Here is a 26,877-nt window from a genome sequence, read left to right as displayed (position 1 = left end):
TCATTAGTTATTAGTTGCTAGTTGCTGCTATTGACTACTGACTAATGACCATTGACTAATTCCTATTTTTCAAACTCTATAATACTTCTGTAAATAGGTCTGCCTTCTTTGCGGTACTTGCGTTCGAAACCGGTCGTGATGCCTTCGGTGGGCTCAGCCGTATTGCGGACGAGCACCTTGCAAGTCGGATAGGCATCGAATGTTTCAAGAGCGATTTCGTTGTATTCCTTGTGGTCGGTACCCCAGTAGAAAATGCGCTTGCCCGGTTTTAAGCAACGTGCGACTTCATCGAGAAAGTCGGGGCGGAGCAAACGGTTCTTGTGGTGGCGTTCCTTTGGCCACGGGTCCGGGAAGTACATGTGGAAAGCATCGACAGTGTTGTCCTTCACGGCGTCGCGCAAGAAGTAGAAAACGTCACCGCGCAACATGGCAGCATTGCCCTGAGCGACGATACCGCGCTTTTCCATGCGTTCGTGTGCAAATGCTGCCCAGGTGAAGTCCCATTCGCTACCCATGATAAAGTAGTCCGGATGCTTCTCGGCGTAGTCCGTCATGAAGTTGCCCTTGCCACTTCCGATTTCGACTTCGATGTGTCCGTTTTCGTTCGGGAACATGTCTTTCCAGGTGAAGTCAAGCTTGTGCGGCTTTCCGTCCGGCGTCTTGATGGGCTTGCGGTCGCCATTCGTGCGGAACACATAATGCCACAGCGCCTTCATTTGCGGGTCCTGACTCAAGTCTCGATAAAACTCCGGAATCACGACTTCCTTCGGAGCCTTTTCTTCTTCTAAAATTTCGTTGTTGATTTCTTCTGCCATGTTCTTGTTCCTATTAAACTTTACTGGATCCTTCGACTTCGCTCAGGATGACGCTGTTAAATAAACGCTATGATCCTTTCCTTAAACTTCTCCGGGATTGCCTTGTCTAGCATTTCGCGAATGTGCCTTTCGGAATACTTCATCGAGAAATGGCTCAAGATGATTTTTTCGCACTTGATTTCATCATCAAGCTCGTTGAGCGCATGCACGATATCTTTCAAGTGGCTGTGGCCCTTCTTTTTGCTCATCGCCTCTTCGCCATCGTCGAGGAACGTGCATTCCGTAATCAGCACCTTCGACTGGAAAACGCGACTGTTGTCGAGCAAGCTTTCGCCAAGGCAATCGCCCATAAAGCTCACGAGCGGATCGTAAACTTCACGCGTGATTTCGACACCGTTCTTGCGGAGTTCGATAATTTCGGCGGGCGTTTTCCCGAGGAATTCGTCCTTGAGTTTTTTCTTGTAAAAGTAGAGCGTGCCGCCCATCGCCGGGATGGAATGCTTGACTTCGAACGCTTCGAGCGCGAGGTCCTTGCGGTATCTCAAAAATTGCAATTCGCCTGCGGTAACGGGTTCAATTTCCGGGTAGCGGAATTTCGCTTCGCCAACGCCTTCGAACAGAGCTTCTGCCTTAATCCATGCCTTTGCATTTTCGCTCAAGCATTCGGGCATGTAATAAACGCTGTCGCGTTCGACACCCATCATCTTGCGCAAACTGTGGTGACGCATCAGGCAGCGCGCGTGGTCGCCGTGCGCATGAGTCAGGAACACGTGGTTCAGAGGTATCGCCGAGAGAGGGCATTCGCCCATGTCAATGCAAAAATCCAGCTCTGGAATTTGGATGTATGTCGCCAGTCCGGAAATCGAAAATCCGGAAATAGGCGAGCATGGCGTATCAACGTGGATTTGCCGCAGAGCGTTGTGTATGTACTTGTTTTCGTTCACTTTTTTACCGCCCGATAATTTAGCAAAAAAGGAAATCAAAAAAATGACACTAAAAAAAGCAGCCCCTTAAGAGCTGCTAAAAAACTTGTTCGATTTATTTTTTATCGGTTCGAAACGATTCTATCGAATTCCGTGCAAGACATGGTTTCGATGTTCACACCCATAGCCCTGCTACGAGTCCTGTCGTTACCCTTCTTTTCGGGGATGCGGAAGCAGAAGTCGTACTTGTTGCCTCTGTCGGTCGGGATGCCCATCTTGAAAATGCGGAGGCGTTCAGAACCCTTAGGCGTAATTTCGAAGTAGTCGTAAGTGTTCTTGACGCGTTCGAGGCGCTTTTCCTGGCTGAATTCGAGTTCGTTCGTAATCGGGCCCTCGAGGTTGATCGGGAGGGAGTTCTGGAAGCGGAGCTCGAGCTTGCCGTTCGTTTTTACGATAGACGTTTCGGACGGCTTGATCAGGTAACGCTGCTGAGGAATGTTCTTATACGCAATGTTGTGTCTGCTTGCCTTGCGCACGCCGCAAACTTCACGCATGTCAGGGTTAGCGACAAAGTCGATATCGCGGCAAATGGGGGGGAGGTCGGTCGGAACTTCGAGGTCTTCGCCGTTTTGAGCAGAGGAGCCTGCGCAACCAACCAAGAATGAAACTGCAAGGATGCAAGACGACAACAAAAATTTATTCTTCATGTCCTCAAATATAAGTTTATTATATGCTATTGCGGAAAATTTTTTGAAAATGAACTAAATAGATGTTATTTTCTGCATAATTTTTAAAAGTTGTAAATATTTGTTAACTTTTTCTTTGTGTTGAGGCCTTTGTACCCTTTGGAGTTTGAAAAAATATTCTATCTTTGGCGTTGAAATTGAGATTGGGGTCAAAATGAAAATCTACAGCTGGAACGTCAACGGTATTCGTTCCGTACTGAAAAAAGGCTTTGAAGATTGGTTCACTGCGACCGATCCCGATGTGCTTTGCCTTCAGGAAGTCCGCGCCGAAAAAAGCCAAGTTGCTGAAGTGGCAAGCCGTGAAGGCTATTATACCTACTGGAACGCTTGCAAGCGCAAGAAGGGTTACAGTGGTGTTGCCGTGTATTCAAAGATTGAACCGGATGCGGTTAATTACGGCTTTGACATCGAAGAATTCGATGAAGAAGGTCGTGTACTCCAGCTGGTGTTCCCGGATTGGGTGCTCAACTGCATTTATTTCCCAAATGGTGGTCAGGGCGATGACCGCTTGGACTACAAGCTTCGCTTCTACGATGCGTTCCTTGAAAATTCCAAGCAGTGGCTCGCCGATGGCAAGCATGTGGTGACTGTTGGTGACTACAATACCTGCCACAAGGAAATCGATATTGCTCGCCCCAAGGAAAACGAGAACGTGAGCGGCTTCTTGCCGATTGAACGCGCCTGGATGGACAAGTACGTCGAAAACGGCTTTGTCGATACGTTCCGCACGTTGCATCCGGATACCCGTGACTCTTATTCCTGGTGGTCGAACCGCTTTGGCGCACGCGAACGCAATGTCGGTTGGCGTTTGGACTACGGCTTTGTTGATGCCGCCCTCATGCCGAATGTGGTGAGCTCCGAAATCTTAAGTGATGTCAAGGGTTCGGACCATTGCCCGATTTGCTTGGAACTCGAACCGCCGTTCCTCCCGATTCCCATCAAGAAGTCGGAAGACATTTAAGTCGATAAATATTTAAAGCTAAACACAAAATTTAAAAAGCCTCGCCATCTGTGAAGAGCGAGGCTTTTTGCTTATTTTGTCTTGACGATCATCCATGCTTCGTCGAAGTATTTTTCCGCTTCGCCCAAGTCCGTGAGGAATACCATGCGGTTTATTTCTTGCTTGTTCGGATTGATAACGCGGTTGTTCTTAAAGTCGTCATCCATGATTTCGAGGCTTGCCTTGTTGGGCGTGGCGTAGTTGATCGCCTTGGCGAGCTGGGCTCCGATTTTAGCATCGAGGATGTAGTTCATAAAGGCGTATGCGCCCTCGGGATTTTTCGCTCGACTGCTGAGCGTCATGGCATCAACCCACATAAAGCTGCCTTCTGTCGGAATGGCGTAATGCAGCGTAGAATCAGTGTCAATGGCATCCATGGCTTCTCCGCTGAAGACGATGGCTGCCCAGTTGCTATCGGCAATTACTTTGTCCTTTCCGATGTCGGAACCGTCAAAGCCTGCGAAGTGCTTGTCTTTTTTCGCCTGCAAAATGTAGTCCACGGCCTTATTGAGCTCTTCTTGCTTGATGCTGTTGGCGTTATAGCCGACTGCCTGGAGCGCCATGCTGAGCATGGAGCGGCTTTCGTTTAAAAGGCTGAAATTACCTTTGGTGTTATTTGCGTCAAAAAGCAAGGAGTAGCTTACGCTATCGGGGTGGAATTTGCCTCCGCGGTAGAGAATGCCTGTAGTGCCCCAAAGATAGGGGAGACTGTAGGTGTTTGTCGGGTCGTAGGCTTGGCCTAAAAACTGCGGTGCCACGTTCACGTGGTTTGGAATTTTGTTGGTGTCAATGGAAGAAATTAGCCCAAGGTGCACCATCTGCTGGATGACTACATCCGATGCAATGATGACATCGTATTTGCCGGAATCCGCCGTTATAAGCTTTGCGATCATTTCTTCTTGAGCTTCGTAAAGCTCCAGCTCCACATTGTAGCCGGTCTTGTTACGGAAGTCATCAAGCAATGCAGGATCGATATATTCGCTATAAATCATTACCGTGACATTTTTTGTAGACATTGTGTCCCCCTGCTTTTGAATGCAGGCGGTTATCGCAATTGCCACGAAAAGTGCAATAATGAAGATTGTCTTTTTCAAGTTGTTCTCTCAATGCCTAGTAATGATACGATAAACATAAAAAAATCTTATTGCATGAGAGCGTTGTTTTTGAATTTATAACAAAAATCCTGACACTTTGTGTGTCAGGACTTCAGTCACTAATAACTATTGACCAACGACTATTGACTAATGACCAACAACTAACTATGCAGGTATTCGATGATGGCGTCGTGAATCGTGGTGAACACGCTGCGGAGTTCGTCTTCGTCTTCTTCCAAAAGCGTCACGCGGAAGCCCTTGAGGTCCGTGCAGAAGCTCGTGCTCGGCACAACGCAGATGCCCTTTGCGCCCAGGAGATAGTACACGAAGCGGTAGTCGAGATTCGTCGTCTTGCTGCACCATTCTTCGACTTTCTTCTTGATAATCGGATTGTCGATCTTCAGCGTCTGGTGATTGTTGAGCGTACCTTCGCGGAAGATGATGGTGTTGTAGAATGCACCGTAAGTTGGGTTGAAATAGAGCTCCGGAATGTCGGAGAGGATTTCGTTAATGATCGCACTGCGGCGGCCAATCTTTTCGTTCAATGCCTTGCGGTGTTCCATGAAACGTTTGTCGCCGAGAACGCGCGGAATTGTCATCTGCGGGAGCGTTGTGGAGCAGACTTCCACCATCTTGGCGTTGTCGATAGCGCGGCAGAAGGCGTCGAACTGTTCGTCCTTGTCGCGGTTGTAGTATTCAGCCCAGCCGCAACGAGCGCCCGGCCACGGGTATTCCTTGGAAATGCCCTTGAGCGCAATGCCCGGAACGTCACCGATGTATTCGGCGAGTGCGTAGGCGTGAGCTCCGTTGTACGTAATCTTGTTGTAGATTTCGTCGCAGATGATGAAGAGGCCGTAGCGCTTGGCGATATCGACAATCTTCTGGAGGATTTCGAGCGGGTAGACCATGCCGGTCGGATTGTCCGGGTTCAAAATCAAGATGCCCGCGATGCTCGGGTTGTACTTCACCTTGTTCTCGAGTTCTTCGAGGTCCGGGTACCAGTGGTGTTCCGGCTGCAGACGGTAGGTAATCGGTGCCGTGTGAGCATGGGCGGCTTCGGCAGAGCTATGCGTAGAGTAGGCCGGGGCCGGTCCGATGATACGGGTGTTCATCGACAAAAGGCTATAAATGGTGGCAATTGCATCGCCGAGACCATTGAAGAAAACGATATCATCGACGTTGATCTGTGCACCGCCGAGCTTGTTGTTCTCCTTCACCAGGAATTCGCGGGTCTCGAGCATGCCCTTGGAGGGGCAGTAGCCGTAGCTGCGGTTTGTGCGGACGAGGTCCACAACAATGTCCTTGATCCAGTCGGGAACCTGGCATTTCTTTTCAATCGGGTCGCCGATGTTTTCCCAATGGATTGGCAAGCCGAGTGCCTTGAGCTGGTTTGCCTTCTTCACGATCTCGCGGATTTCGTAAGAAAGTTCCTTAGCACCTTCGCTCAACAATCTTCTACGCATTTTGGACTCCTATAGCGGTTTCGAAAATTCTTTTTGCGCTGTAATTATAGCATAAAATTGTTCAAGAATTTCCGTTGTTCCTTGTGGTTAGTGGTTAAAAAGGGGGTAAATAAAAAAAGCAGCCTTTTGTGGGACTGCCCTTGAAACGTTTTGTCTGGATTTTAGCGCGATGCTTTTCAGATCTCAGTTTCTTTGGACAGCCCCATAATAGCTCGGGCTGCTGCCGGGCTTGCTGCAATCGCTTTCGCTGCGATGGTGTTCTGTCCAAAGATATTCATGTGCCAAAATATAGTTCTGGGGCTTACGAATGTCAAGAGAAAAATTTGTTGTAAATTTGTATATTAGCATGTATGAAAGAGAAAATGCGTTTTACATTTTTTGTTTTGCTTTGGGCAACGCTTCTTTTGAATGGTTGCTTTTATTGCGGTGATCATGAAGAAAAAGAAGATTTGGTTGCCTATACTTTTTCTGAAACATCCATTGCACTCATGGATTCCTTAAAAAATGAGTATGCCGCCAAGAATAAGTGGTCGACGTCCGAGGTCGAAAAAACGAAACCCTCGAAAGGCTATGATGACAATAAATTTGTGTATGATATGTATTGGTATAATAACAGCTCTGACCACAAAGGTGTTAAAGGAATTGTTCTTCGTTTTAATTTATTTGCTTGTACCCCTGACAATGATTGTGATTATAATTTTGTTATGGCCGATACAGTATCTCACCTTATCATAGAACTTCACGGGTGTGATAATTTTACTTGCAAAAATACGAGTCGCATTGTGGTGCATGATCGTGACTATCGTTTTGTCCGTGCTTTTGATAAAAGTCAATATTCCATTACAGATGGCGGCGATTTCGAATATTCGACGGATGGTGATTGCACGGTCTATAAAAAACTGAGTTTTAACTTGGTCATCAATGGTGAAGATATCAAGATAAACTGGAACATTAAAGACGGCTACATTGACTGCACTTCCACAAAATGTCATCGAGTTACAGATTATTCTGTGTGGGGTTGATATGATGAAATTGCTTTGCTCGTTTGTTCTGTTGCTTGTGATGGTCTTATCTTTGGTGGGCTGCGATAGTGTTGATACTGTATATGTTGTGCCTTCGAATAATGATCCTTATTCTTTGGAAAATCGAGAATTGCGCATAGGTGTAGATTTGGATTCTTCCATGGTTTTGGTTGCTGCTTCTGTCGATGTTCTTGATGATTCCCTGAAAAAGATTCGCTCTGTGGAATCTCGCGCTATAGGTGGATTTCGCCAATGGTATAAAAAGGATGGTTTGTCGTTTGAAGTTGCAGAACAAAACTACGAGTCTTCGTATTTAAAAGTTTCTTATACCTGCGTTTTGCCTAATGGCGATTCTGCAACGTTTGAGGATTATGTCGATATTGCGTGGGAAATGTATCCGACATTTTATTTAATCCAATCCTTGCGAAAATACAGGATAGAATCGCTTGTGAAAAAGGAAAAATTTCCGTTGTACACAGCGATTCGAATTGCTAATCGTGACTTGCTAGAATTCTTTTCGTTTAGCAGTGCACTTGATATCGAAAGTCAAGAGAAACACCTAGCTTGGATAAAGGAATATCCTTATTTGTATGGAGGCTATTATTTATCTGATCCTGATTTTCCTGATAATGTTGAAGCGATAGCCAAGGACTTTGATCGAGTCTTGACTAAAAACAAAAAAGTATCTGCTTTGGATACTGTGAAAATGGTGGATAACGCCTTGTTCAGTGGACAGACGGACATCCTTTTCCGCGATTCACATTATTGGTCAGCCTATGGCTTTCCTTATTGTGATTCAACACGTAGAGATAGTGTTGTTTTTAATAACATAAAAGGAAGCTATTACAAGGATTCTCTTTTTAAATGCGATGGTCGTGCATGGCGTAAAATAGGCCCCCGTTCTAGTAGTAGTTCGGTAATGAGTTCGAGTTCAGCAAATCCATTGGATTGGTGCCTTAAGGAAAGTAGAATCTTAGCAGCAGAAAATAAAACTTACAGCATTGCTTATGATAGCTTGTGTTCTTCTGAGGTAGTGAACCAAATAGATTCAGTCAATTTTCCGGGTGGTTTTTATGCGGATAGAGTGATGGATTTATCATCTGCTGAATTTTTGATGAACCTTGTTGATTCTGCTACGTGGCACTCACTAGCGTATTGGTATCGGATGCACCCTGTTTTGAGCTGGAATGAAGATGAAGTTTTGTGTCCAGATGGTTTTCACATTCCCGATACGCTAGAATTCAAGAATAGTCAATGGCTTTTTGACAATAATCAATTGGGAGCGTTTGAAACAAAAGCAATAGGTGATACGATTCCATCTGCGATAGAAGCTTTTGCATTTTTCTGGACATCTAATGCGAAAAGCGGTAATATACGGTATTGTGCCCAATTAAATTTTTACGACACTCCCTTATTCGTAGGTCAGTATTCCGCAAAACGGGCTGCAAAACCTTATTTTGTAGAAATTGTGGAATGCCCCGTGGATGTGACTATGGCTATACAGCTTGCTTGTGAGAAGGCTTTGGAAAAAAGGTGATTTTTACAGCCGCTTTCTGTTGGCAGGGAACCGGTCGTAGTACCGTTTTTTGTCTTCGTACATGCGGGCGTCGGCTTCGTGCATCGCAATGCGGATATCGCCACCGTTTGCATCGTAGTAGAACCCGACTGCAAAACTGACCTTGCCTGGAATCATCGATTTTTCGCGGAGTGCTTTGACTTTGGCTTCGAGCTCTTCTTTCGGCTTGTCGAGGGCGATAATCAAGAACTCGTCGCCACCTGCGCGGTAGAATTCGCAACCGTCGAACGTGAATTTTAAAAGCTGAGACGCGTCTTTTAAAAGCTTGTCGCCAGCGTCGTGGCCTTTATTATCGTTGACTGGCTTGAGGCCGTTCAAGTCTGCAAAGATGATACCGAGCGACTTGTACTGCACTTCGCCATTCAAGAACTGCGTCACGCGATTGTTCATGGAATTACGGTTCATGACGCCCGTCAAGAGATCCATGCTGCTGAGTAGTTCTAGCTGGTTCAAAAGCTGGTAGTTCGCAATTTCCGAGGCGACAAAGAATGCCGAAAGCTCAAGTGTTTCACGTATGTAGAGCGTGTTCGACGTGTCGAAATTCGTGGCCCAGAAAAAGCCTAGAGTAAGGCCGTTGTATTCGAGTGGCAATAGGACAAGGCTACGGACGTTAGCGGCTACAAGCGAATTGTACCATGTCGGGTTTTCCTGATGGATGACTTCGAGGTCGTCCTTGTTCTTGATCATCAGGCAATTGCTTCCGTTCAGTGTCTTTATCCAGGACCTTGCATAATCGACAAAGTTTTCGGATTTGAGTTCACGAATGGAATGGAGGCCGGAATCTAGTTTTAAGGCATCGCTAAATACGGACCACGTGTTGTCATTGAAGTCCGTCAGCATCACGCAGCAATAGCTTGCATCACAGATTTTGCGGATGTCCTCGATGACTTCGTCCATGGTCTTTTGCAAGTTTTTAGTACTGCGCAACTTGATACAAGTCCGCAATACGTTGGATGAAGTCTTAGCCGAAATGTTCGACATCGCGTCGACATTTTCTTCGAACGTAATTTCCTGGGAGTAGCTACAATACGCCTTTTTCGGGTCGTCAATAGCGAGCGGCATCATGTACAGGTTGATGCTGAAGGTGTAGCGCTCGGGGCGGATGTAGGCGTGTACAGGTTTCTTTTTGATGGCACATTCGTAGCAGAAGTTTTCGAAGTTGAGTTCCTTCTTCATGTAGCGTTCGTAGCTACTGCCGGGGACAAACTTTTCCTTAAAGACGACATTGCCATCTTTGTCGACCTTTTCCATGGCGCGGATATACAGGTCATTTGCGGCCTCGATGCGGATGGTGCCGATTCTGTCATCATCGCGCTTTTCGACCGACAAGATGCTTGTCATCGTGTGGAAGTTATCTACAAATTTCTGCAAATCCATCATTAACGGTTCCTGCACTCAGGGTGCCTTTCATAAAAAGCTTTTTTATCGTTGTACATGTTGGCGTCGGCTTCACGCATGGCTTTTCGGATGTCGCCACCATTTTCTTCGTAATAGAATCCGACGGCAAAACTGATTTTGTTCGGGTCGTCCGATTTCTTTCGGAGCGTCTCAACTTTGTGGCTTAGAGTTTCTTTGGTGTTCTCCATGTCGATAATCAGGAACTCGTCGCCACCGGCGCGGTAAATCTCTGAATTTTCGAAAGTCGACTTGAGAATTTCTGCACCGTCTTTTAGCAACTGGTCGCCTGCACCGTGGCCTTCGCTGTCGTTGACGTATTTGAGGTTGTTCAAGTCGGCAAAGACAATCCCATAGCAGTTTGGAACTCTTTCGCGGCCGGATAATATCTTGAGAATGCGGTTGTTCATTGCGTTGCGGTTCTTGACTTCGGTCAAGAGATCCGTAGAACTCAGCTTTTCGAGTTTTTGCAGCAGCTGGTAGTTGGCTATTTCCGATGCGATAAAGTACGTCGATAGTTCGAGCGTTTCCTTGATGTGGTCCGTTTCTTCGAGTGCAAAGTTGGTTGCCCAGATGAATCCGATGATGTCATCGTTGTACTTGAGCGGGAACAGCGCAAGCCTTTCAATGTTTGCTGACCGCAAGGACTTATACCAAGCCGGGTGACGGGCCTTGATATCTTCCTTGTCTTGTTCGTTCTTGATGAGCAAGCAAGTGCTCCCGTTGATGATGTCTAGCCAGGACTTGGCGTAGTCGATAAATTCATCGTTCAAAAAGTCTGCAAGCGTGTGCCTGCCGATTTCGGGGGCGGCATTTTCGCTGAGCAAGGAGCATTTGCGTGCCTTGAAGTCCGTCAACATGATGCAGCAGTAATTGGCCTTGCAGATGTTACGGATGTCGGCCATCACCTCGTCCATGGTCTTGAGGAAGTTCTTGGTGCTGCGGAGCTTGATGCAAGTCTTGAGCACATCGGCTGTTGTCTTTGCCGAAAGGCTTTGCAAGGAATCCGTGTTCATTTCGGTCGACAGTTCTTGTGTGTAGGTGCAGTAGCACTTGAACGGGTCTTCAAAATCGAGGGGCAGGCTGAAAATATTGAACCAGACATCGAACCTTTCCGGGTGAATGTAGGCGTGCATCGGCTTTTTGAGGACGGCGCTGCTATAGATAAAATGTTCGAAGTTCAGGTCCTTGGGGATATATGCTGTGTATTCCTGACCTGGGACGAACCTCTTGCCAAACGGCATGTCGATAAGATTGCCACTATTTTTTTCGAAGGAATCGATATATGCCTTGTTCCCGACTTCGATACGCATCTTGCCGTAGCCGTTCGGCTTTTTTTCGACGGACATGATGCAGGTCATCGAATCGAACTGATTGACATATTCCTGTAAATCCATATTTGCTCCTTCGTAGGCTTTTTGTAAATAAAAAGTCATTATAAAGATAATATGAAACACGCAAGTTGGGTTGACTTGTTTAACTTTTTTTGTAATTTCGCCTTGAAATGGGGTGATTCTCCTCACGTTTTTTTATATTCACGCCAATGACCCACGAAACGCTATTTGACCCGATTCGCAAAAAGGATGTCCCTGCAACGCCCGAAGAACATGTTCGCCAGGCGACGGTGCGCTATTTGGTCGATGTAGTAAAGGTGCCGGAGCACTTGATTGCGGTGGAATTTCCGCTTTCGTCGATTGATGTAAAGACGTCGGACCGCGTGGATATCATGGTGCATAATTTTCGGGCGGGTGCGCCTCTGGACAAACCTTGGCTCTTGGTGGAGTGCAAGGCTCCGGGCGAATACACGTGGCCAGTGTTGCAACAGCAATTGAACAAGTATTTGCAAGTGCTGACACCGAATTACGTGATGCTTGCGCTTGGCGATTGCGTGCGCTATTTTGAACTGGATTCCGTGACGCACCGCTTCAAGAAAATCGAAAGCTTGCCGGTGTTTGGCTAGGGACTGTGCGGAGCTTGTCATCCTGAGCGGAGTGCGCAGCACGAAGTCGAAGGATCTAGTTATTGTACCACGGACAGAACGTCGCCATCGGCTAGGCGAGTCTTGATGGTGTCGCCGCTTTTGAGTTGGCTTGCCTTGCGGATGAATTTGCCATTTGCGTCGAGCGTGAGTGAGTAGCCCTTGGCGAGAGTCGTCTTGGGGTCTGCGTTTTTGACCTTCTCGTTTACAAGTTCGAACTCGGATTTCGCGAGGTCGAGAATCTTGCGTGAGCCTTGCTTTAAGCCTTCGCGGTTGCGGTCGAGGCGCTCGTGCTCGGATTTTATATAAAATGCGGTGTCCTTCTTGATGGAGGCCGCAATAAGGACGTGCTTCGATTTCTCGTTCTGGATGAGTCCGAAAACTTTTTGCTGGAGCTGGTTTCCCATTGTGCCGAGTTGCTTGTTGTTGTCGGTGAGGAGGTCTCGTGCGCCGTCGGCAATGCTTGACATTGCATCGGTCATGCGGTTCCAGCTGTCCGTGACGCGCTCCACAAGACGCTTTGCACAGTCTGTGGGGGTGATGCACGAGAGGTAGGCGACTTCGTCCAAAAGGCAACGGTCGATTTCGTGGCCGATTCCCGTAAAGACAGGGATGGGGTAGTTGGCGACCGCGCGGCAAAGCGCTTCGCTATCAAAAAAGTTCAAGTCCGTCTTGGCGCCGCCACCGCGTACAATGCAGACAACATCTAAATCGGGGTCGCTTTGGAGTTGTTCCAAGGCTGCGATGATGCTCCCTTCAGTTTCGTTCCCTTGCATCCTTGCGTAAACGGTTTTGACTTCGAAGGCGAACGGCGAAGCTTCGAGGCGCGTGGTGAAGTCCTTGTAGGCGGCGGTGTTCTCGCCGGTGATGAGGCCCACGCGGAGCGGCACGTCGGCAAGCTCTAGCTGCTTGTTCTTTTCGAGCAAGCCTTCCATGGCAAGGCGCTTCAAGATGGCGCTCTTGGTGAGGGCGAGTTCGCCAATTGTGTAAATCGGGTCGATGTCCAGGATTTGCGCTTGCAACTTTCCGTACGGGATGTACAATTCTGCACGCACGAGAAAGTTGACCTTCAAGTCGTGCTTGAGTGTAAACGGTTGCGAAAGGCTTGAAATCTTGGCGAGAATCGCATCGTACTTGGCGGTGTAGCAGTAAAGGGCGAGGGTGGCCTTGGGCTTCACGTCGCCATCGGCAAAGTCCGCAATGCTCAGGTAAACGCCCGACGGCTTTTCCGCAATTTGCGAAATGACTCCATGCACCCACACCGCAGGCGTAGCTTCTACGGTGTTCTTGAGCGAACGCATGTACTGCGTGACCGAATATGTACGAACTTCTTGATCCATTTTTTGATGTCACCCCGGCCTCTGTGCTCTTTGACCACTTGCGCTTCAGCGCTTACGTGGTCATGATCCGCGAAAGGGGACGGGGGCGCCTTTAGCTGTCATGCCCGCCTCCGAGCGGGAATTTCCTTTCAAACATTTTGACGTTAATTATAATAATAATTAAATTCTGTATGAAAAATTATGGATCCTCCTGGCGGAGGATGACGTAGAGGGAAAAGGACTCGCCGTGTCGAAAGTAGTTTCTGCAATGGATATGCGTCAGAATTTTGGGACGCTCTTGAACCAGGTCGCCATCAAGGACGAAGAAATCGTCATTGAACGCGCTGGTAAGCCTTTGGCGCGCCTTGTGAGCATGAATTCTGCGACAAACGGCAAACTCGACTTTCGCGATATCGGAAAACTCCCGAACGACATCTGGAACGAACTTTAGTTTGTATTTATTTTCTGAAGGCTAAAAAAACATCTTAACGAAAAAACGCCCCCGACCAAATCGGGGGCAAAAATTTTTTGTCATTCTCCGTTAGGAGTATTCATGCTTTTCAGCTTGCTTAATTCATAAACCCGGCAAAGATGTTGTTGCTCAGGAACGGTACAAAGCCGAGGAGGATTACCGCGATGCTCAGCAAAATGATGACTTCGCGCTGGCGCTTGGTGAGGCGGAGCGGGTTCAAATGTCCGTCAGGTTCATCGACCCAGGCTGCCTTGATGAGCTGCAAGTAGTAGAAGAGCGCAATGACGTTGTTCAAAACGGCGAACGCCACGAGCGTGTAATGGCCTGTCGAAGCTCCGCTGAAGAACAGGTGGAACTTGCCAAAGAAGCCGGCGAGAGGCGGGATGCCTGCCAAGCTGAACATCGAAATCGCAAGGGCGATGGCGAGGCTCGGGTTTTGCTTTGAAAGTCCGCGGAGCGACTGGAATGTTTCTTCGCGGTGATGTCCGATGATGCCGAATACAAAGAATGCGAGGTAGTTCGAAACGGCGTAGACAAAGAGGTAATAGATGATTGCTGTCTTTGCTGTTGTTGCTGGGCCGAGCAAGGCGACCATGATGTAGCCAGCCTGAGCGATAGAGCTGTAAGCCATGAAACGGCGGAGGCGGCTCTGCTTTAAAGCACCGAGGTTACCGACAAAGAGCGTGACGCCTGCGAGGAGTGCAATGAGCGGAGCCATCTTGTCTTGGATCGGGGAGAGCGGGCCATAGACGAGCACGACGAGGAACGCAATGGCGGTTGCCTTCGAGGTCACAGAAAGCACGGCGGTTACCGGCGTCGGAGCGCCTTCGTAAACGTCCGGAGCCCAGGTGTAGAACGGGAACAGCGTGAGCTTGAATCCGATTCCGCAGAAGAGGAACAGCACGGCAATCCACAAGAGCGGGCTAGAACCGCTTGCGACGGCGGCCTGAATCTCGTTGAAGTGGAGGCTTCCGGAGAAACCGTAGAGGTAGCTGAAGCCGAACAGTTCAAATGCTGTGGCGACAGAGCCCATCAAGATGTACTTGGTGGCGGCTTCGGAACCGTACTGGTCGCGTTTGTTCCAGGCGGCGAGTGCGTACATCGGGATGGTCGCAATTTCAAGGCCGAGGAAGAACGTGAGCAAGTCGCAGGCACTCACGACCGTGAATCCGCCGAACGTCGCAAAAGCGATGGCGCCGATGAATTCGGCAATCTGGTGCATGGGCGGTTTCTTGTCGGCGCCGTGTTCGAAGTAATCTTTGGAAAGCCTCATGCCAAGCAGTGCGCTCACCATGAGCACTTCGCGCATGAGCACGCCAAAGTCGTCCACTTTCCAGTTGCAGATAAAGAACTTACCATTGCCGCTCGCGAGCGGAATGAAGTTCAGCAAGAAGAAAATGGCGATAAAGCCGATGTTTGCCATGCGCCAAGGAACCTTGGATTGTGTAGTCACGAAAAGGCGTATCCCAATCACGACGAACGGGAAAATCAGCAGCAAAACGTCAGGTAGAATGAAGTTTGGAATTGCAAAATTTGTCATAATTAAACCTACTATAAACCTGCCGATGAAATCTTTTCAAAAATCGGAGCTATGCTCTGGTCCAGAAGTTCCGAAATCCAGCCGGGGCAAATACCGATGAACAACAAGCAGGCAACGAGAACGACGATGACCAACTTTTCGCGGAAGCATCCATCGGTGAGGCCTTCGTACTTTTGCGGGAGCGGGCCGTGAAGCATACGGTTTGCCGTTTGCAAAATGTAGACGGCGGTCGTCGTGATGGAGAGAATGGCGAGAATCGTCACGATGCGCGTGAGCGTGGAATCTTGCTGGAATGCGCCAATGAAGATGGTGCTTTCGGCGATGAATCCGCTAAAGCCCGGGAGGCCAAGCCCTGCGAAACCGGCAAGCACAAAGCCAACGCCGAGGAACGGCATCTTGCGCATGATACCGCCCATTTCCGTGATGTCGCGGGTGTGGGTGCGTTCGTAAATCATGCCGATGGTCGCGAAGAAGAGGCCTGTCAAGAATCCGTGAGAAATCATCTGGAGGCTAGCGCCGCGAAGTCCAATTGGCGTGAGGGCTGCAAGTCCGAGGAAGATGAGGCCCAAGTGGCTGATGGAGCTGTAAGCGGTGATGTACTTGAGGTCCTTGTGGCGGATGGCGATGAACGGGCCGAGAACCACGTTAAAGATGAGGAGTGCTACAACGTACGGGAGCCAAATCTTGGCGGCTTCGGGCATGAGGAACATGGCGACGCGCAAGCATCCGTAGGCACCCATCTTCATCATCACGCCGGCAGCGAGCATGGAAACGGCTGTCGGTGCGGCGGAGTGACCGTCCGGGCTCCAGAAGTGGAACGGGAAGAGCGAACTCGAAACGGCAAATCCCATGAACATGAGCGGGAATGCCCACATCTGGAAATCCATCGGGAGTGTCGTCTTTGCAATTTCAATGAGATTCCAGCTTGTGGCGCCACTTTCGAAGTAAAGCCCGAAGAGCGTTGCAAGAATCATCGAAGAGCCAAACGCAAGTGTCAAGGTGAGCTTTTTACCACCGTAGTCGCGCTTGCCACTGCCGTAGCAGGCAATCATCAAGTACATGCAGAGTGCTTCCATTTCGTAGAACACGAAGAAGAGCACCAAGTCAAAGCTCATGTACACGCCGTAAACGCTTGTTGCCAAGAGCTGGATAAGCGCAAAGAAAATCTTCTGATTCCCTTTGATCTTCAGGCTTACAAGCACGCCTGCCCAGACGATAAACGCCGTGAGTGCAAGCAACAGCATGTTGAGACCGTCTGCGCCAACAATATAGTGGGCGTTGAACATCGAGAGCCACGGGATGTCCGTGAAGAATCGGAGCGCAAGCGGTGCGGCAGCCGGATCTGTCGGAGTTCCCGAGAGGGCGTAGATGGCGTAAGTCAAGTAGCAGACAATTGCAAGGACAATCGTTGCCGACGTGACGTGGATGGTTCGGAGCGTCTTTTCGTACGTGGCGGGAATCAGTACGCAGGCGAGAACCGTTAAGAGGGGGAGGACCCAAATGGAGTTAAAAAGTATTGTATTCATGGGTGCGCCTTACAGGGGAAGCTGGCCGAAGAATCGCCAAAGGAGAACGCCAACAATCAAAGTACCCAAGTAGAACGGCAGGTAGCCGGCCTGGGCAAAACGGACCAAGTCACCGAGCTTGTGGACAAACCAGACCGTAAAGGCGAGGAGTCCTTCAATCACGTAATCGTTGAATGCGCGGGCAACGCGGGCGATGCCACCAAAGATGAACTGGCGGACAACGGCGTAGTACATTTCATCAAAGTAGAACTTGTGGTAAATGACTTTATAAATGCCGCTGCGGTTCGTTTCGTCGAGAGCGCGTTGGACTTTTGCCCACGGGCTTGCATAAAGCAACCAAGCAATTACAAGTGCGATAACGGCAATGCCCACAGCTACAAACGGAATCCATTCGGCATGATCGAATCTCACCAACTGCGGAACATGCAACGCACCCGGCTCAAAGAACTTCTCGAAAAGTCCCTTGCCGAGGATGCCACTCAAAAGTGCGGGAATTGCAAGGATGGCTATCGGGAGGGTCATTGCGAAATCTTCGTGCACATGGCCAGCCTTGACGCCTTCGTGACGCGGTGCGCCATGGAATGCAAGGAAGAACAGACGGAACATGTAGAATGTCGTAAGTCCGCTCGTGAGGAGTGCAAGCCCAAAGACGACGTAATGATGCCCCTGGAATGCGGCAAGAATGATTTCGTCCTTGGAGAAGAATCCGGAGAACGGCGGAATGCCCGAAATAGCGAGAATCGAAATAAGCGTGCAAGCGTAAGTGAGCTTCATCTTCTTGCCGAGACCGCCCATGGCATCGAGATCGTTTGTACCGACCTGATGAATAAGGCTACCGGCGATGAGGAACAAGCTGCACTTGAAGAAAGCGTGCGTGAAAATGTGGAACGTAGAGGCTGTCCAACCGGTAACGGCGACAACCTGACCAATCTTGCAAGCGCCAAGTGCAAACATCATGTAACCGAGCTGCGAAAGCGTGGAGTAGGCGAGGATGCGCTTGATGTCCTTTTGCGTGCAAGCGATGACGGCTGCAAAGACCATCGTGAATGCACCAACCCACATGATGAGTGTGAGGGCGTTATCGCAAATGGCAAAGAACGGGAAGAGTCGAGCGACAAGGTAAACGCCTGCGACGACCATCGTTGCACTGTGAATGATAGAGCTGACGGGTGTCGGACCTTCCATCGCGTTCGGGAGCCAGATATGCATCGGGAACATGGCGGACTTGCCCCAGCCACCGGTGAAAATCAATATGGAACCGAGAACGAGTGCTTCGGACTTTGGAATTGTCACAAGGCCGAGGTTGATGAATTGCTTCTGGAAATCGATGAGGCTGAGCGAATTGAGCGTCGAAAAGTCGAAACTTCCGACGACGTAGCTCACAAGCACAATGCCGAGCAAGAAGAAGCTATCGGCAAAGCGGGTGAGGATGAACGCCTGCTTGGATGCGCTTACGGCACTTGGCTTGTGGTACCAGAAACCGATGAGCAAGTAACTCGAAACGCCGACGAGTTCCCAGAAGATGAACATCTGGAAAAGGTTTGTAGCGATGACGAGTCCGAGCATGCTAAAGCTGAACAGCGAGAGCAGTGCAAAGAAACGCCCGGCGGCGCGGTCTTCGCGCATGTAGCCGATGCTGTAGATATTCACCATGAAGCTGATGAACGTGACAACCACGAGCATCATCACGGAGAGCGGATCTACGAGCATACCGATTCTTGCGACCAAATTCCCGACGAACGGGATAAACGTATGGTCGAACAGAATTGCCTTTTGCGGTGCAAAGTCCGAGCTGAAGTAGTGGAAGGCGAGTGTGCCTGCGGCGGCAAAGGCAAGGCCGTTGCAAATGACAGCGAGAATCGCTGCGGCTTTTGCGCACTTGTTTCCGAGGAAAAGCCCGTTCACGACGAACGTGATGAGCGGGAACAGAAGGATCAAATAGCCGAGAGTGATATCATCAATCATGGAGGTCCCTCAACTGGTCAACGTCAAGACTCTTATGGCGGCGGTACATGGTCACGATAATCGCAAGGGCGATGGCCATTTCGCAAGCCGTCACGGCAATGACAAAGATACTGAACAGAGCGCCTGCAGTCGCATCGTGTGCGGTGAAGTAGGCGAAACTGATAAAGTTGATGTTTGCGGCATTCAGCATGAGCTCAATGGAAATGAGCATGCCAATGAGATGGCGGCGGCGCATCAGGCCCCAAACGCCAATCCCGAACAGCAAAAATGCGAGAATCAAGCAATTCAAAAGATTCATTTGGAAGCCTCCTCTTCGGCATCTTCCTTGGTGCGGCGGGCGACCGTGATAGCGCAAATGAGCGTCATCAAGAGGAGCACGCTCACGATTTCAAACGGGATGATGAATCCGTTCGGATCGTTACCGAGTAAGCGCAAGGCGAAGTTCTGGAGTGAAGAATAGTCGGCGGGGGAGTTCACGATGCCGCTTGCCAAGTCCGGAGTCGGCAGCACGCATTTGACCATCACGAATACAAACGCGATGGAAAGCGCAAATGCGGTAAAAATTCGCGGCATCTTTGTCGAGAAGGCGTCTTCGCCCAAATGGCTCGTAAGAAGAATCGTAAACACCACGAAAATCACGACACCGCCCACGTAAACCATCACCTGGGCAAGCGCAATGAATTCTGCGTGCATAAGCATGTAGAGAATGGCGGTCGTGACAAAGCTAAAGATAAGGAACACGGCGCTTTGCAGGATGTTTTTCACGGCAACGCAACAAACTGCCGTCATTAAAATCACGAGTGCGACGACATAGAACGCAATGTCCATGCCTCCCATCGGGAATGATAAAGGCAAATCCGGGAACATTAACCTTGCCCCTCCTTCTTATTTAAAATCATTTCAAGATCGTTCGGGTCAGTTGTCGCAACTTCGAATGCGGGACTCATGCGGATGGCTCCAAACGGGCAGGCTTCCACGCAGAGGCCACACTGGGTGCAGCTGGCGAAGTGGTACACGTAACGTCCGAGAACCTTCTTGCCTGCAATGTTCTTTGTGGCAAGCACGTTGATGGAGGCGTTCGGGCAGGCACGTTCGCACATGCCGCAAGCAGTGCAGTGGTTGTTGCCGTCTGCATCTTCGATCATCTCGAGGCGGCCGCGGTAGCGGTCGTGCATTTTGAGCGTCTTGCGGTTTTCGGGGTACTGTTCCGTAACGATGCGCTTAGGATTGAAAAAATACTTGAGCGTCACGGACAATCCGCAAATAAGGCTCCACGGACCCGTAATGCAACGCTTCAGGTAGCGCTTGATATATTGTAATGTTGAAATCTGCTTATTCATAGTCAATAGTCATTGGTCAATAGTCATTAGAGACCGATTGCAATGAACGCTGCTCCTGCTACCAGCAAAACAAGGTTGACGGGCAAAAGGAATTTCCATTCAAAGTCCATGAGCTGGTCCACGCGCGGGCGCACAAACGTCCAGCGGACCATCATGTAGCACCAGACCATAAAGTAAATCTTGGCGAAGAACCATACGACGCCAGGTACCATGTTCAAGACGTTGTCCACAGCAGCGATGCCGATGCACGGCGGGAAGAATCCACCGAGGAAGCATGTGGTTGCAAGTGCGGAGTTCGTGATGAGGGCGATGTATTCGGCAAGGTAGAACATGGCAAACGGGGTGCCATTGTATTCCGTGTGGTAACCGCCCGTAAGTTCTTGTTCTGCTTCGGCAATGTCGAACGGAGCGCGGTTCATTTCGGCGGTACTAGAAATAAAGAAGAGGATGAATGCTATGAAACCGAGGACCGGGATTTTGAAAATCCACCAGTCAAAAATGGTTCCTTCCTGGCCCATCGTAATGCTCATGAGGTTCGTGGAACCAGAAATCATGACGACGAACAGGAGAATCATCGCAAACGAGATTTCGTAGCTGATCATCTGGGCGCCACTGCGGAGCGCACCGAGCAAGGAATACTTGTTGTTACTGCTCCAGCCGCCAAGCAAGATGCCGAGCACGCCAAAGCCGTTCACTGCGATGATGAGCGGGATGCCCATCGAGACGTCGGCCACGACGAGATTCTTGTCGAACGGAATCAAGGCGCAGACGATAAACGGTGCAATCAAGACGATTAGCGGAGCCAAGTAGAACATGAGCTTGTCTGCGCCACTCGGAGCGTACACTTCCTTGAAGAGCATCTTGATCACGTCTGCTATGGTCTGGAGGGTGCCGTGCCAACCAAGACGCATCGGTCCCAAACGGCATTGCACGTGAGCGCAAACCTTGCGTTCCATGTAAATGAGAATCGGGGCAGAGCCGATGTTCACCACGCAGACGGCGATAATGCAAATCACAGCGTTGATGAGGAAGGCGACGACGCTGTTGAGGTTTTCGGACTGGATGTTTGCGGGCAGATATTCTGCCAAGCGCGGAACCCATTCACGGACAAAGTCGCCAATAGGATGTGTTACTGAAGGTACAAACATATATTACCTGTCAATTTCTGGGATCACGGGGTCAAGGGTTGCCATGATGGTCACGAGGTCCGAAATCTTGTGACCTTGAGCCATCTTGTTAATCGCTCCAATATGCGGGAAGCTTGGACCGCGTGTGTGTATGCGGTACGGCTTTTCACCGGTCGTTGCGGCGACAACGTATGTGGCGTAAAGACCCTTTGCGGTTTCAATTTCGCTGTAGTAGCGGCCCACGGGGAGTCGCACTGGCTTTTCCTTGGAACGCCACGGACCTTCGGTCGGGAACTTTTCGACGCACTGGCGCAGAATCTTGAGCGATTGATGAATTTCAGCAATGCGGATCTGGTAGCGGTCGTAGCAGTCGCCATTGTGGAACACAGGCACGTCAAAGTCGAGCTGATCGTAAATGCTATATGGGTTTGCACGGCGCACGTCAAAGTTCACGCCGCTGGCGCGGAGCACAGGGCCAGAGCAACCGTAAGCGATCGCGTCTTCTTTGCTCAAAACGCCAATGCCGATGCTGCGTTCCAACACGATGATGTTTTTCGAAAGGAATCTTTCGTAGTCCTTCATCGTATCTTCCATGTGGTCGAGGAATGCTTTTACGCGCGGGATAAACGTATCCGGCACGTCATAGCGGCTTCCGCCCGGTCTAAAGAAGTTCGTCGTGAGGCGGGAGCCTGTGACTTCTTCGAGGATGTCGTGAATCATTTCACGTTCCTTGAAGCCGAACAAGAGGCAAGTCTGTCCGCCAAGGTCACCGCCAAAGCAACCGTAGAACACCAAGTGCGAGGCAATGCGGCCCAGTTCCTGGAGCATCACGCGGATGTATTCGCCACGGAGCGGAACGCCCACGTTCATGCCCTTTTCAAGAGCAATCACGACGCCCAAGTTATTCTGGATGGCGGTCAAATAGTCCTGACGGTCCGACATCGCGATGTACTGCAAGTAGCTCATCGATTCCGCTTGCTTTTCCATACCGCGGTGGATATAGCCAAAGTGCGGGACAACTTCTACAATGGTCTCACCGTCCATGCGGAGCGTGAGTCGCAAAGCACCGTGAGTACTCGGGTGCTGCGGACCCATGTTGATAAAAAATTCTTCAGTATTCGATTTGCGTTCGAGGCGAAATCCCGGAGGTAACTGATGACTCATATAGGCCTCCTAATCATTTCCGGGTGAGTAAAGTCTTTACGGAGCGGGTAACCCACGAAGTCCTTGTCCAAGAAGATGCGGCGAAGGTCGGGGTGGTTTTCAAACTTGATGCCGAACATGTCGTAAACTTCGCGTTCCTTGATTTCTGCACCGGGGTAGAGGTGCGAGATTGTTGGGACGCTTGCCAAAAGCGATGTCGGGCGTTTTTCTTCGTCAATCGAGAAGTCTTTCTTGAGCTGCACGCAAAGGAAAATCTTGTGGCCGATTTCAAGACTTCTGAGCATTGTGACCATGTCGAAGTGGTCGTCGTAGTCAATGGCGGTCACGTCAATCAGGTAATCCATCTTGAATTCAGGATCGTTCTTGACAAATTCAACAACGTTCAGGTAGTCTTCCTTTTCGAGCATGACTTCGAGCGGGCAGTCCGCAGGCATCTTCGCGACAACATCTTCAGGAGTGTCTTCACCGCGCGTATGCACTGTCACGTTCGGGAACTTGGCGCGGAGCTTTGTGAAAAGTTCAAGTTGCGTCATGCCAAAGCGCTTGGCGGGTACGCGTTCCACTTCCGGGAAATCCGGCTTCTTGACGCGAATCGGCTTGAATGCGCTCTTGTAGTCTGGATTTTCTTCCTTGAACTTCGCGCGGGCTTCGGCCATCTGCTCGTCTTTCATTTCTTCGAGGGCAGCCCAGGTCTTTGCGGCTTCGCGATAGCGGTCCATCGTCGAAACGTCTTTCGGTTCGCCTTCGTGCCAGGGGTTACGGCAAGTTTCCTTGAGAATCTTTTCGCGGAGCGTTAAAAGTCCGTGGAAGAGTGCTTCGGGGCGCGGCGGGCAGCCGGGAACGAACACATCGACCGGAATCAAGTTCTGTGCACCACGGACAACAGAATAGTTGTCGTAGATGAACGGGCCACCGCTAATCGTGCAGGCTCCCATGGCGATGACGTATTTCGGACCGGGAATTTGTTCCCAAAGCATCTGGATGGCGGGTGCCATGCGGCGGGTAATCGTACCTGCCAAAATAAACAAGTCCGCCTGCCTGGGGGACGAGCGGAACACTTCAGAGCCAAAACGGGCAATGTCATAACGGGCCATAGAGCTCGACATCATTTCGATGGCGCAGCAGCTAGTACCGTATGTCAGAGGCCAAATGGAGTTTGCACGGGCCCAGTTCACAACATAGTCGATGGCGTTTACAACGTACTTTCCACCGGGAATCGGGTCCAAAATCTTTGGAGCTAAATTAATTATTCCCATTTGAGAATTCCTTTCTTCCAGGCATAGGCGAGACCTGAAACGAGAATCGCAATGAAGATGATAAGGTCGATAACGACGACTGATGGCGGGAGCGCCGTGTGGCCTGCCATGATTTCCTTGAAGTTCATCATGACGGGGAAGAGAAACAGCGCTTCGATATCAAACACGAGGAAGAGCAAGGCGAACAGGTAGTAGCCCACCTTGAACTGAATTCTTGCGTTGCCGATGGTTTCCATACCGCATTCGTACGGTGCCATCTTGTTCTTTGTATTCTTGGTGCGGTAGCCTAGCAATAGGCCTGTGACGGTTGCCGCCGCCGCGATAAACGCGCCCAGAAAAAGGAATATTGAAAGTATGATGTATTCAGACATAGTCGTTAGTTTTTAGTCAATGGTCATTAGTAGAAATTCTGCAAGTCCTGAACGGTTCCGAATAGCGTATTGCCAATCTGGAATCGGTCCAGAACGTGTTTCAACAAGTCCTTAAATTCATCAATGGTGCCTGCGTTCATGGTATTCAACTTGCCTTGAATATCACTCACAAAGCCGTAAACGACAGGGCTTGATTTCATGCCCTGCATTTCCCCACTCCATTGCTGCAACACTTTATCCGTATCAATCCTTGCGATAACGTATCGTGTCGTCGAAAGAAGCTCCTGCAAAAAGTGCACGAGGAAAATTTCTTCTTGCAAAATACCCCAGCGTTTGTCTTTAGAGTAAAGCGAAGAATTTTCTGCCTTGCCGTAGAAAATGGCAGCCTGCGCATATTCGAGGCATGTCATCAGGAGTCGTTCGTAACGCTTGATGTCCTTGCTCAAATGCTGGTACCAGGCATTGTTCTCTTCGGGTGTAGAGTCCTTGGCTTCGGCGATTTCGTTCGGGAACAGCGCTCGGAACGCGTAATACACTTCTTCGTAATAACGGTTCCTCATGCGGCAGTTGAACGCACGGTTTTTTTGTGTGTAGTCGCAATGGTGTAGGGAAGATATCATGCTTTTTCAACCCCTCTGACGCCCTCGACTTGCCTTATCTTGGCCACAATGGCATCGACCTGGTCCTTGCGGAACGCCTTGAATTCCATACGGATGCGTCCCGTGTACTGGGCACTGGCGATACTCATTCTATCCAGCGACAAGTTCTCGTCTTTCAGAACCATCAGGATGCTTAACGGCAAGTTCCTGCGGTTGTCTGTTTCAATCGTGAGGTGCGTGGTAAATGGCTTCGAAACGTCGGCGCTCCAGTCGACAGGGAGGCGCTGGTCGGTCGGCAAGTCCTTGAGGCAAGGGCAGTCGCTCTTGTGGACTTCAATACCGATTTGCGGGCGCATCACGCCGACAATCTTATCACCCGGAACAGGGCCGCAGCAGCTTGCGAAATGGATGAGAAGACTGGTTTCTTGGCCAATCATCAACGGCATTTCGTCGGTGAGCGTGTTGTCCATGTCCTTTCCGAATTTCGGATAGAAGCGGATGGCTGCGGTTTCCTTGGATATGTCGTTTCCGCCGTTCAAGAAACGGTGGATGTCCTGGAGCGGCAGTTCGCCCTGGCCGATTTTCTCGAAAAATTCGTTGAGGCTCGTCATGCCGAAGTTCTTGAGGATGTCCTCTTCCTTCGGGCGTTTGTCCTTTTCAATTTTCAGGAGGCGGAGCTCGCGAGTCCAGATTTCTTTACCGAGGCTGCGGGACTGTGTGATGATGCTTGTCTTCATCCACTTGCGGAGCTCCTGCTTTGCCTTGATGGTCTTGACCATTTCAAGCCATTCCGGGCTCGGTTCCTGGTTCGGGCTCTTTAAAATCTGGATGGTGGCACCGTGCGGTACCGGTTCATCGAGACTCACAACCTTGTCGTTAATGCGTGCGCCGATGCAGTGCAGGCCAAGCTCCGTGTGTACTGCAAATGCAAAGTCCAAAACGATGGCGCCTTCGGGGAGTTCAACGGATGCTCCCTTCGGGGTGAACACCGTCATGCCTTCGGGCTTCAAGTCCACCTTCAAAAAGTCGAGGTATTCCTTGGAGTCCGAGATTTCGGATTGCAGCTTGACCATGTGATCGAGCCAGGCGAGTTCTTCACCTTCGTGCTGCGTTTCCATCTTGTAGGCCCAGTGGGCGGCAAATCCCTTTTCGGCGGTTAAGTCCATGTCCTTTGTGCGGATCTGGACTTCGACCATCTTGTTTTCGGGACCGATGACGGTTGTATGGATACTCTGGTAAAGGTTAGGCTTCGGGGTCGCGATGTAGTCCTTGAAGCGGCTTTGCAGCGGCGTCCAGAGGTTGTGAACGTAACCCAGAGCGAGGTAGCATTCCGGAATCGTTTCGACGATAATGCGGATGGCGAAAATGTCGAAGATGTCTTCGAATCCGCAACCGCGGGCAATCATCTTGTTATAGATGCTGTATATGTTCTTGGTGCGCCCCTGGATGGTGCAGTCGAAGTCTTCGAGCGCCATCTTGATCTGAAGCGGGCCAATCACGGATTGCACGTAGTTTTCGCGCTTTTCCTTGTTCTCGATAAGGGCGTCGACGAGCTTTTGGTATTCGTCCGGGTTTACGTACTTGAAGCTCAAGTCTTCGAGTTCGGTTTTCAGTTTGTATAGACCGAATCTATGGGTGAGCGGTACGTAAATGTCGAGCGTTTCCTGGGCGATAATCTTACGCTTTTCGGGCTTCATGTATCGCATGGTGCGCATGTTGTGGATGCGGTCTGCGATTTTGATCATGATGACGCGCGGGTCTTTGGCCATGGCCGTAATGAGCTTACGGTAGGTACTTGCCTTTTGCGCCGTCTTGCTTGCTTCCTGGACTGCGGTAATCTTTGTCACCGCATCGACCATGAACGCCGTGTCTTCGCCAAAAAGTTCAGAAATTTCACTGAGGGTATGCGGGGTGTCTTCCACCACGTCGTGCAATAAGCCTGCGAGTACCGTTGCCTGGTCTTGCTTGAGGTCTGCAAGAATCTTGGCCACTTCGTAAGGGTGTTCTGTGTAGGGCATGCCGCTCTTGCGGTATTGACCATCGTGGGCATCGGCAATAAAGGCTATAGCTTTTCTGAGAATCCCTTCGTCAAGTTTGGGATTCTTCTTAAGGAGCACACTTACAATGTGCTCTTGGTTCGTTGTAAATTTAGCCTGATCCATCATTCTCAATTTATCTAATAATTT

General features: G+C 49.8%; 25 protein-coding genes. 5 read left to right on the top strand and 20 right to left on the bottom strand.

The features are described 5' to 3' along the window. Window positions 1-62 precede the first annotated feature (62 nt). The 3 genes from BUC30_RS14550 to BUC30_RS14540 form a co-directional block, all read right to left on the bottom strand. Window positions 63-815, bottom strand: a complete 753-nt coding sequence (locus BUC30_RS14550) for a tRNA (guanine(46)-N(7))-methyltransferase TrmB (RefSeq protein WP_015732262.1) — start codon at window positions 813-815, stop codon at window positions 63-65. A gap of 56 nt (window positions 816-871) precedes the next feature. Next, window positions 872-1,759 (bottom strand): MBL fold metallo-hydrolase, encoded by an 888-nt coding sequence (locus BUC30_RS14545; RefSeq protein WP_073443017.1) that lies wholly within the window; start codon window positions 1,757-1,759, stop codon window positions 872-874. A 101-nt stretch (window positions 1,760-1,860) separates the two neighbouring features. Then, window positions 1,861-2,445, bottom strand: a complete 585-nt coding sequence (locus BUC30_RS14540; protein ID WP_073443004.1) for a hypothetical protein — start codon at window positions 2,443-2,445, stop codon at window positions 1,861-1,863. Window positions 2,446-2,638: 193 nt separating this feature from the next. Here BUC30_RS14540 and BUC30_RS14535 point away from each other — a divergent pair, with 193 nt between their 5' ends. Continuing rightward, on the top strand, window positions 2,639-3,445 hold the full coding sequence (locus tag BUC30_RS14535; protein ID WP_073443015.1) for an exodeoxyribonuclease III: 807 nt from the start codon (window positions 2,639-2,641) through the stop codon (window positions 3,443-3,445). A 71-nt stretch (window positions 3,446-3,516) separates the two neighbouring features. Here BUC30_RS14535 and BUC30_RS14530 read toward each other — a convergent pair whose 3' ends face one another. Beyond that, window positions 3,517-4,500 (bottom strand): polyamine ABC transporter substrate-binding protein, encoded by a 984-nt coding sequence (locus BUC30_RS14530; protein ID WP_244536672.1) that lies wholly within the window; start codon window positions 4,498-4,500, stop codon window positions 3,517-3,519. Between the two features lie 239 nt (window positions 4,501-4,739). Beyond that, window positions 4,740-6,041, bottom strand: coding sequence for a pyridoxal phosphate-dependent aminotransferase (locus BUC30_RS14525; protein ID WP_073442999.1), 1,302 nt, complete (start codon window positions 6,039-6,041; stop codon window positions 4,740-4,742). Window positions 6,042-6,391: 350 nt separating this feature from the next. On the opposite strand from BUC30_RS14525, the gene BUC30_RS14520 reads away from it, so the two are divergent. Continuing rightward, entirely contained in the window at window positions 6,392-7,063 is a 672-nt protein-coding gene (locus tag BUC30_RS14520) for a hypothetical protein (protein WP_139260860.1), read from the top strand. Between the two features lies 1 nt (window position 7,064). Next, window positions 7,065-8,600 (top strand): hypothetical protein, encoded by a 1,536-nt coding sequence (locus BUC30_RS14515; RefSeq protein WP_073442995.1) that lies wholly within the window; start codon window positions 7,065-7,067, stop codon window positions 8,598-8,600. 3 nt (window positions 8,601-8,603) lie between these two features. Here BUC30_RS14515 and BUC30_RS14510 read toward each other — a convergent pair whose 3' ends face one another. Together BUC30_RS14510 and BUC30_RS14505 are read right to left on the bottom strand one after the other, a co-directional pair. After that, complete coding sequence (locus tag BUC30_RS14510) at window positions 8,604-10,019, bottom strand: sensor domain-containing diguanylate cyclase (RefSeq protein ID WP_073442993.1); 1,416 nt, start codon at window positions 10,017-10,019, stop codon at window positions 8,604-8,606. Then, the gene (locus BUC30_RS14505) at window positions 10,019-11,431 is read right to left on the bottom strand and encodes a GGDEF domain-containing protein (RefSeq protein ID WP_073442991.1); all 1,413 of its coding nucleotides are present in this window, start codon (window positions 11,429-11,431) and stop codon (window positions 10,019-10,021) included. The genes BUC30_RS14510 and BUC30_RS14505 overlap by 1 nt, the downstream gene beginning before the upstream one ends. Before the next feature lie 146 nt (window positions 11,432-11,577). On the opposite strand from BUC30_RS14505, the gene BUC30_RS14500 reads away from it, so the two are divergent. Then, complete coding sequence (locus BUC30_RS14500) at window positions 11,578-11,994, top strand: type I restriction enzyme HsdR N-terminal domain-containing protein (protein WP_073442989.1); 417 nt, start codon at window positions 11,578-11,580, stop codon at window positions 11,992-11,994. Window positions 11,995-12,053: 59 nt separating this feature from the next. Here the strand turns inward: BUC30_RS14500 and xseA are convergent, their stop codons facing one another. Continuing rightward, on the bottom strand, window positions 12,054-13,352 hold the full coding sequence (gene xseA, locus BUC30_RS14495) for an exodeoxyribonuclease VII large subunit (RefSeq protein WP_073442987.1): 1,299 nt from the start codon (window positions 13,350-13,352) through the stop codon (window positions 12,054-12,056). Between the two features lie 226 nt (window positions 13,353-13,578). Between xseA and BUC30_RS14490 the strand changes: the two genes are divergently transcribed. Then, window positions 13,579-13,782, top strand: a complete 204-nt coding sequence (locus BUC30_RS14490) for a type II toxin-antitoxin system Phd/YefM family antitoxin (protein WP_244536671.1) — start codon at window positions 13,579-13,581, stop codon at window positions 13,780-13,782. A gap of 118 nt (window positions 13,783-13,900) precedes the next feature. Here the strand turns inward: BUC30_RS14490 and BUC30_RS14485 are convergent, their stop codons facing one another. From BUC30_RS14485 to BUC30_RS14430, 12 genes are read right to left on the bottom strand one after another with little or no spacing between them, the layout of a single operon-like run. Continuing rightward, window positions 13,901-15,343, bottom strand: coding sequence for an NADH-quinone oxidoreductase subunit N (locus BUC30_RS14485; RefSeq protein ID WP_073442983.1), 1,443 nt, complete (start codon window positions 15,341-15,343; stop codon window positions 13,901-13,903). Window positions 15,344-15,354: 11 nt separating this feature from the next. Continuing rightward, a complete protein-coding gene (locus tag BUC30_RS14480; RefSeq protein ID WP_073442981.1) occupies window positions 15,355-16,869 on the bottom strand; it encodes a complex I subunit 4 family protein in 1,515 nt (504 codons plus the stop codon). Window positions 16,870-16,878: 9 nt separating this feature from the next. Then, window positions 16,879-18,834, bottom strand: coding sequence for an NADH-quinone oxidoreductase subunit L (gene nuoL / locus BUC30_RS14475; RefSeq protein WP_073442979.1), 1,956 nt, complete (start codon window positions 18,832-18,834; stop codon window positions 16,879-16,881). Next, complete coding sequence (nuoK, locus tag BUC30_RS14470) at window positions 18,827-19,132, bottom strand: NADH-quinone oxidoreductase subunit NuoK (protein ID WP_014546971.1); 306 nt, start codon at window positions 19,130-19,132, stop codon at window positions 18,827-18,829. Before nuoK ends, nuoL begins: the two co-directional genes overlap by 8 nt. Next, window positions 19,129-19,701, bottom strand: coding sequence for an NADH-quinone oxidoreductase subunit J family protein (locus tag BUC30_RS14465; protein ID WP_073442977.1), 573 nt, complete (start codon window positions 19,699-19,701; stop codon window positions 19,129-19,131). Before BUC30_RS14465 ends, nuoK begins: the two co-directional genes overlap by 4 nt. Then, window positions 19,701-20,174, bottom strand: a complete 474-nt coding sequence (locus BUC30_RS14460) for a NuoI/complex I 23 kDa subunit family protein (protein WP_073442975.1) — start codon at window positions 20,172-20,174, stop codon at window positions 19,701-19,703. The genes BUC30_RS14465 and BUC30_RS14460 overlap by 1 nt, the downstream gene beginning before the upstream one ends. 26 nt (window positions 20,175-20,200) lie before the next feature. After that, window positions 20,201-21,322, bottom strand: a complete 1,122-nt coding sequence (locus tag BUC30_RS14455) for a complex I subunit 1/NuoH family protein (RefSeq protein ID WP_083555955.1) — start codon at window positions 21,320-21,322, stop codon at window positions 20,201-20,203. Between the two features lie 3 nt (window positions 21,323-21,325). Next, entirely contained in the window at window positions 21,326-22,465 is a 1,140-nt protein-coding gene (locus BUC30_RS14450; RefSeq protein WP_073442971.1) for an NADH-quinone oxidoreductase subunit D, read from the bottom strand. Further along, window positions 22,462-23,721, bottom strand: coding sequence for an NADH-quinone oxidoreductase subunit NuoB (gene nuoB, locus BUC30_RS14445; protein ID WP_014546975.1), 1,260 nt, complete (start codon window positions 23,719-23,721; stop codon window positions 22,462-22,464). The genes BUC30_RS14450 and nuoB overlap by 4 nt, the downstream gene beginning before the upstream one ends. Next, window positions 23,712-24,092 (bottom strand): NADH-quinone oxidoreductase subunit A, encoded by a 381-nt coding sequence (gene ndhC, locus BUC30_RS14440; RefSeq protein WP_014546976.1) that lies wholly within the window; start codon window positions 24,090-24,092, stop codon window positions 23,712-23,714. Before ndhC ends, nuoB begins: the two co-directional genes overlap by 10 nt. A gap of 26 nt (window positions 24,093-24,118) precedes the next feature. Beyond that, window positions 24,119-24,712, bottom strand: coding sequence for a hypothetical protein (locus tag BUC30_RS14435; protein ID WP_072827343.1), 594 nt, complete (start codon window positions 24,710-24,712; stop codon window positions 24,119-24,121). After that, window positions 24,709-26,856 (bottom strand): RelA/SpoT family protein, encoded by a 2,148-nt coding sequence (locus BUC30_RS14430; RefSeq protein ID WP_073442969.1) that lies wholly within the window; start codon window positions 26,854-26,856, stop codon window positions 24,709-24,711. Before BUC30_RS14430 ends, BUC30_RS14435 begins: the two co-directional genes overlap by 4 nt. Window positions 26,857-26,877: the final 21 nt, after the last annotated feature.

Source organism: Fibrobacter sp. UWB7 (genome assembly GCF_900142945.1).
Lineage (GTDB): Bacteria > Fibrobacterota > Fibrobacteria > Fibrobacterales > Fibrobacteraceae > Fibrobacter.
The sequence above is the reverse complement of the archived record's forward strand: the minus strand, read 5'-3'. Positions and strand labels throughout refer to the sequence as shown.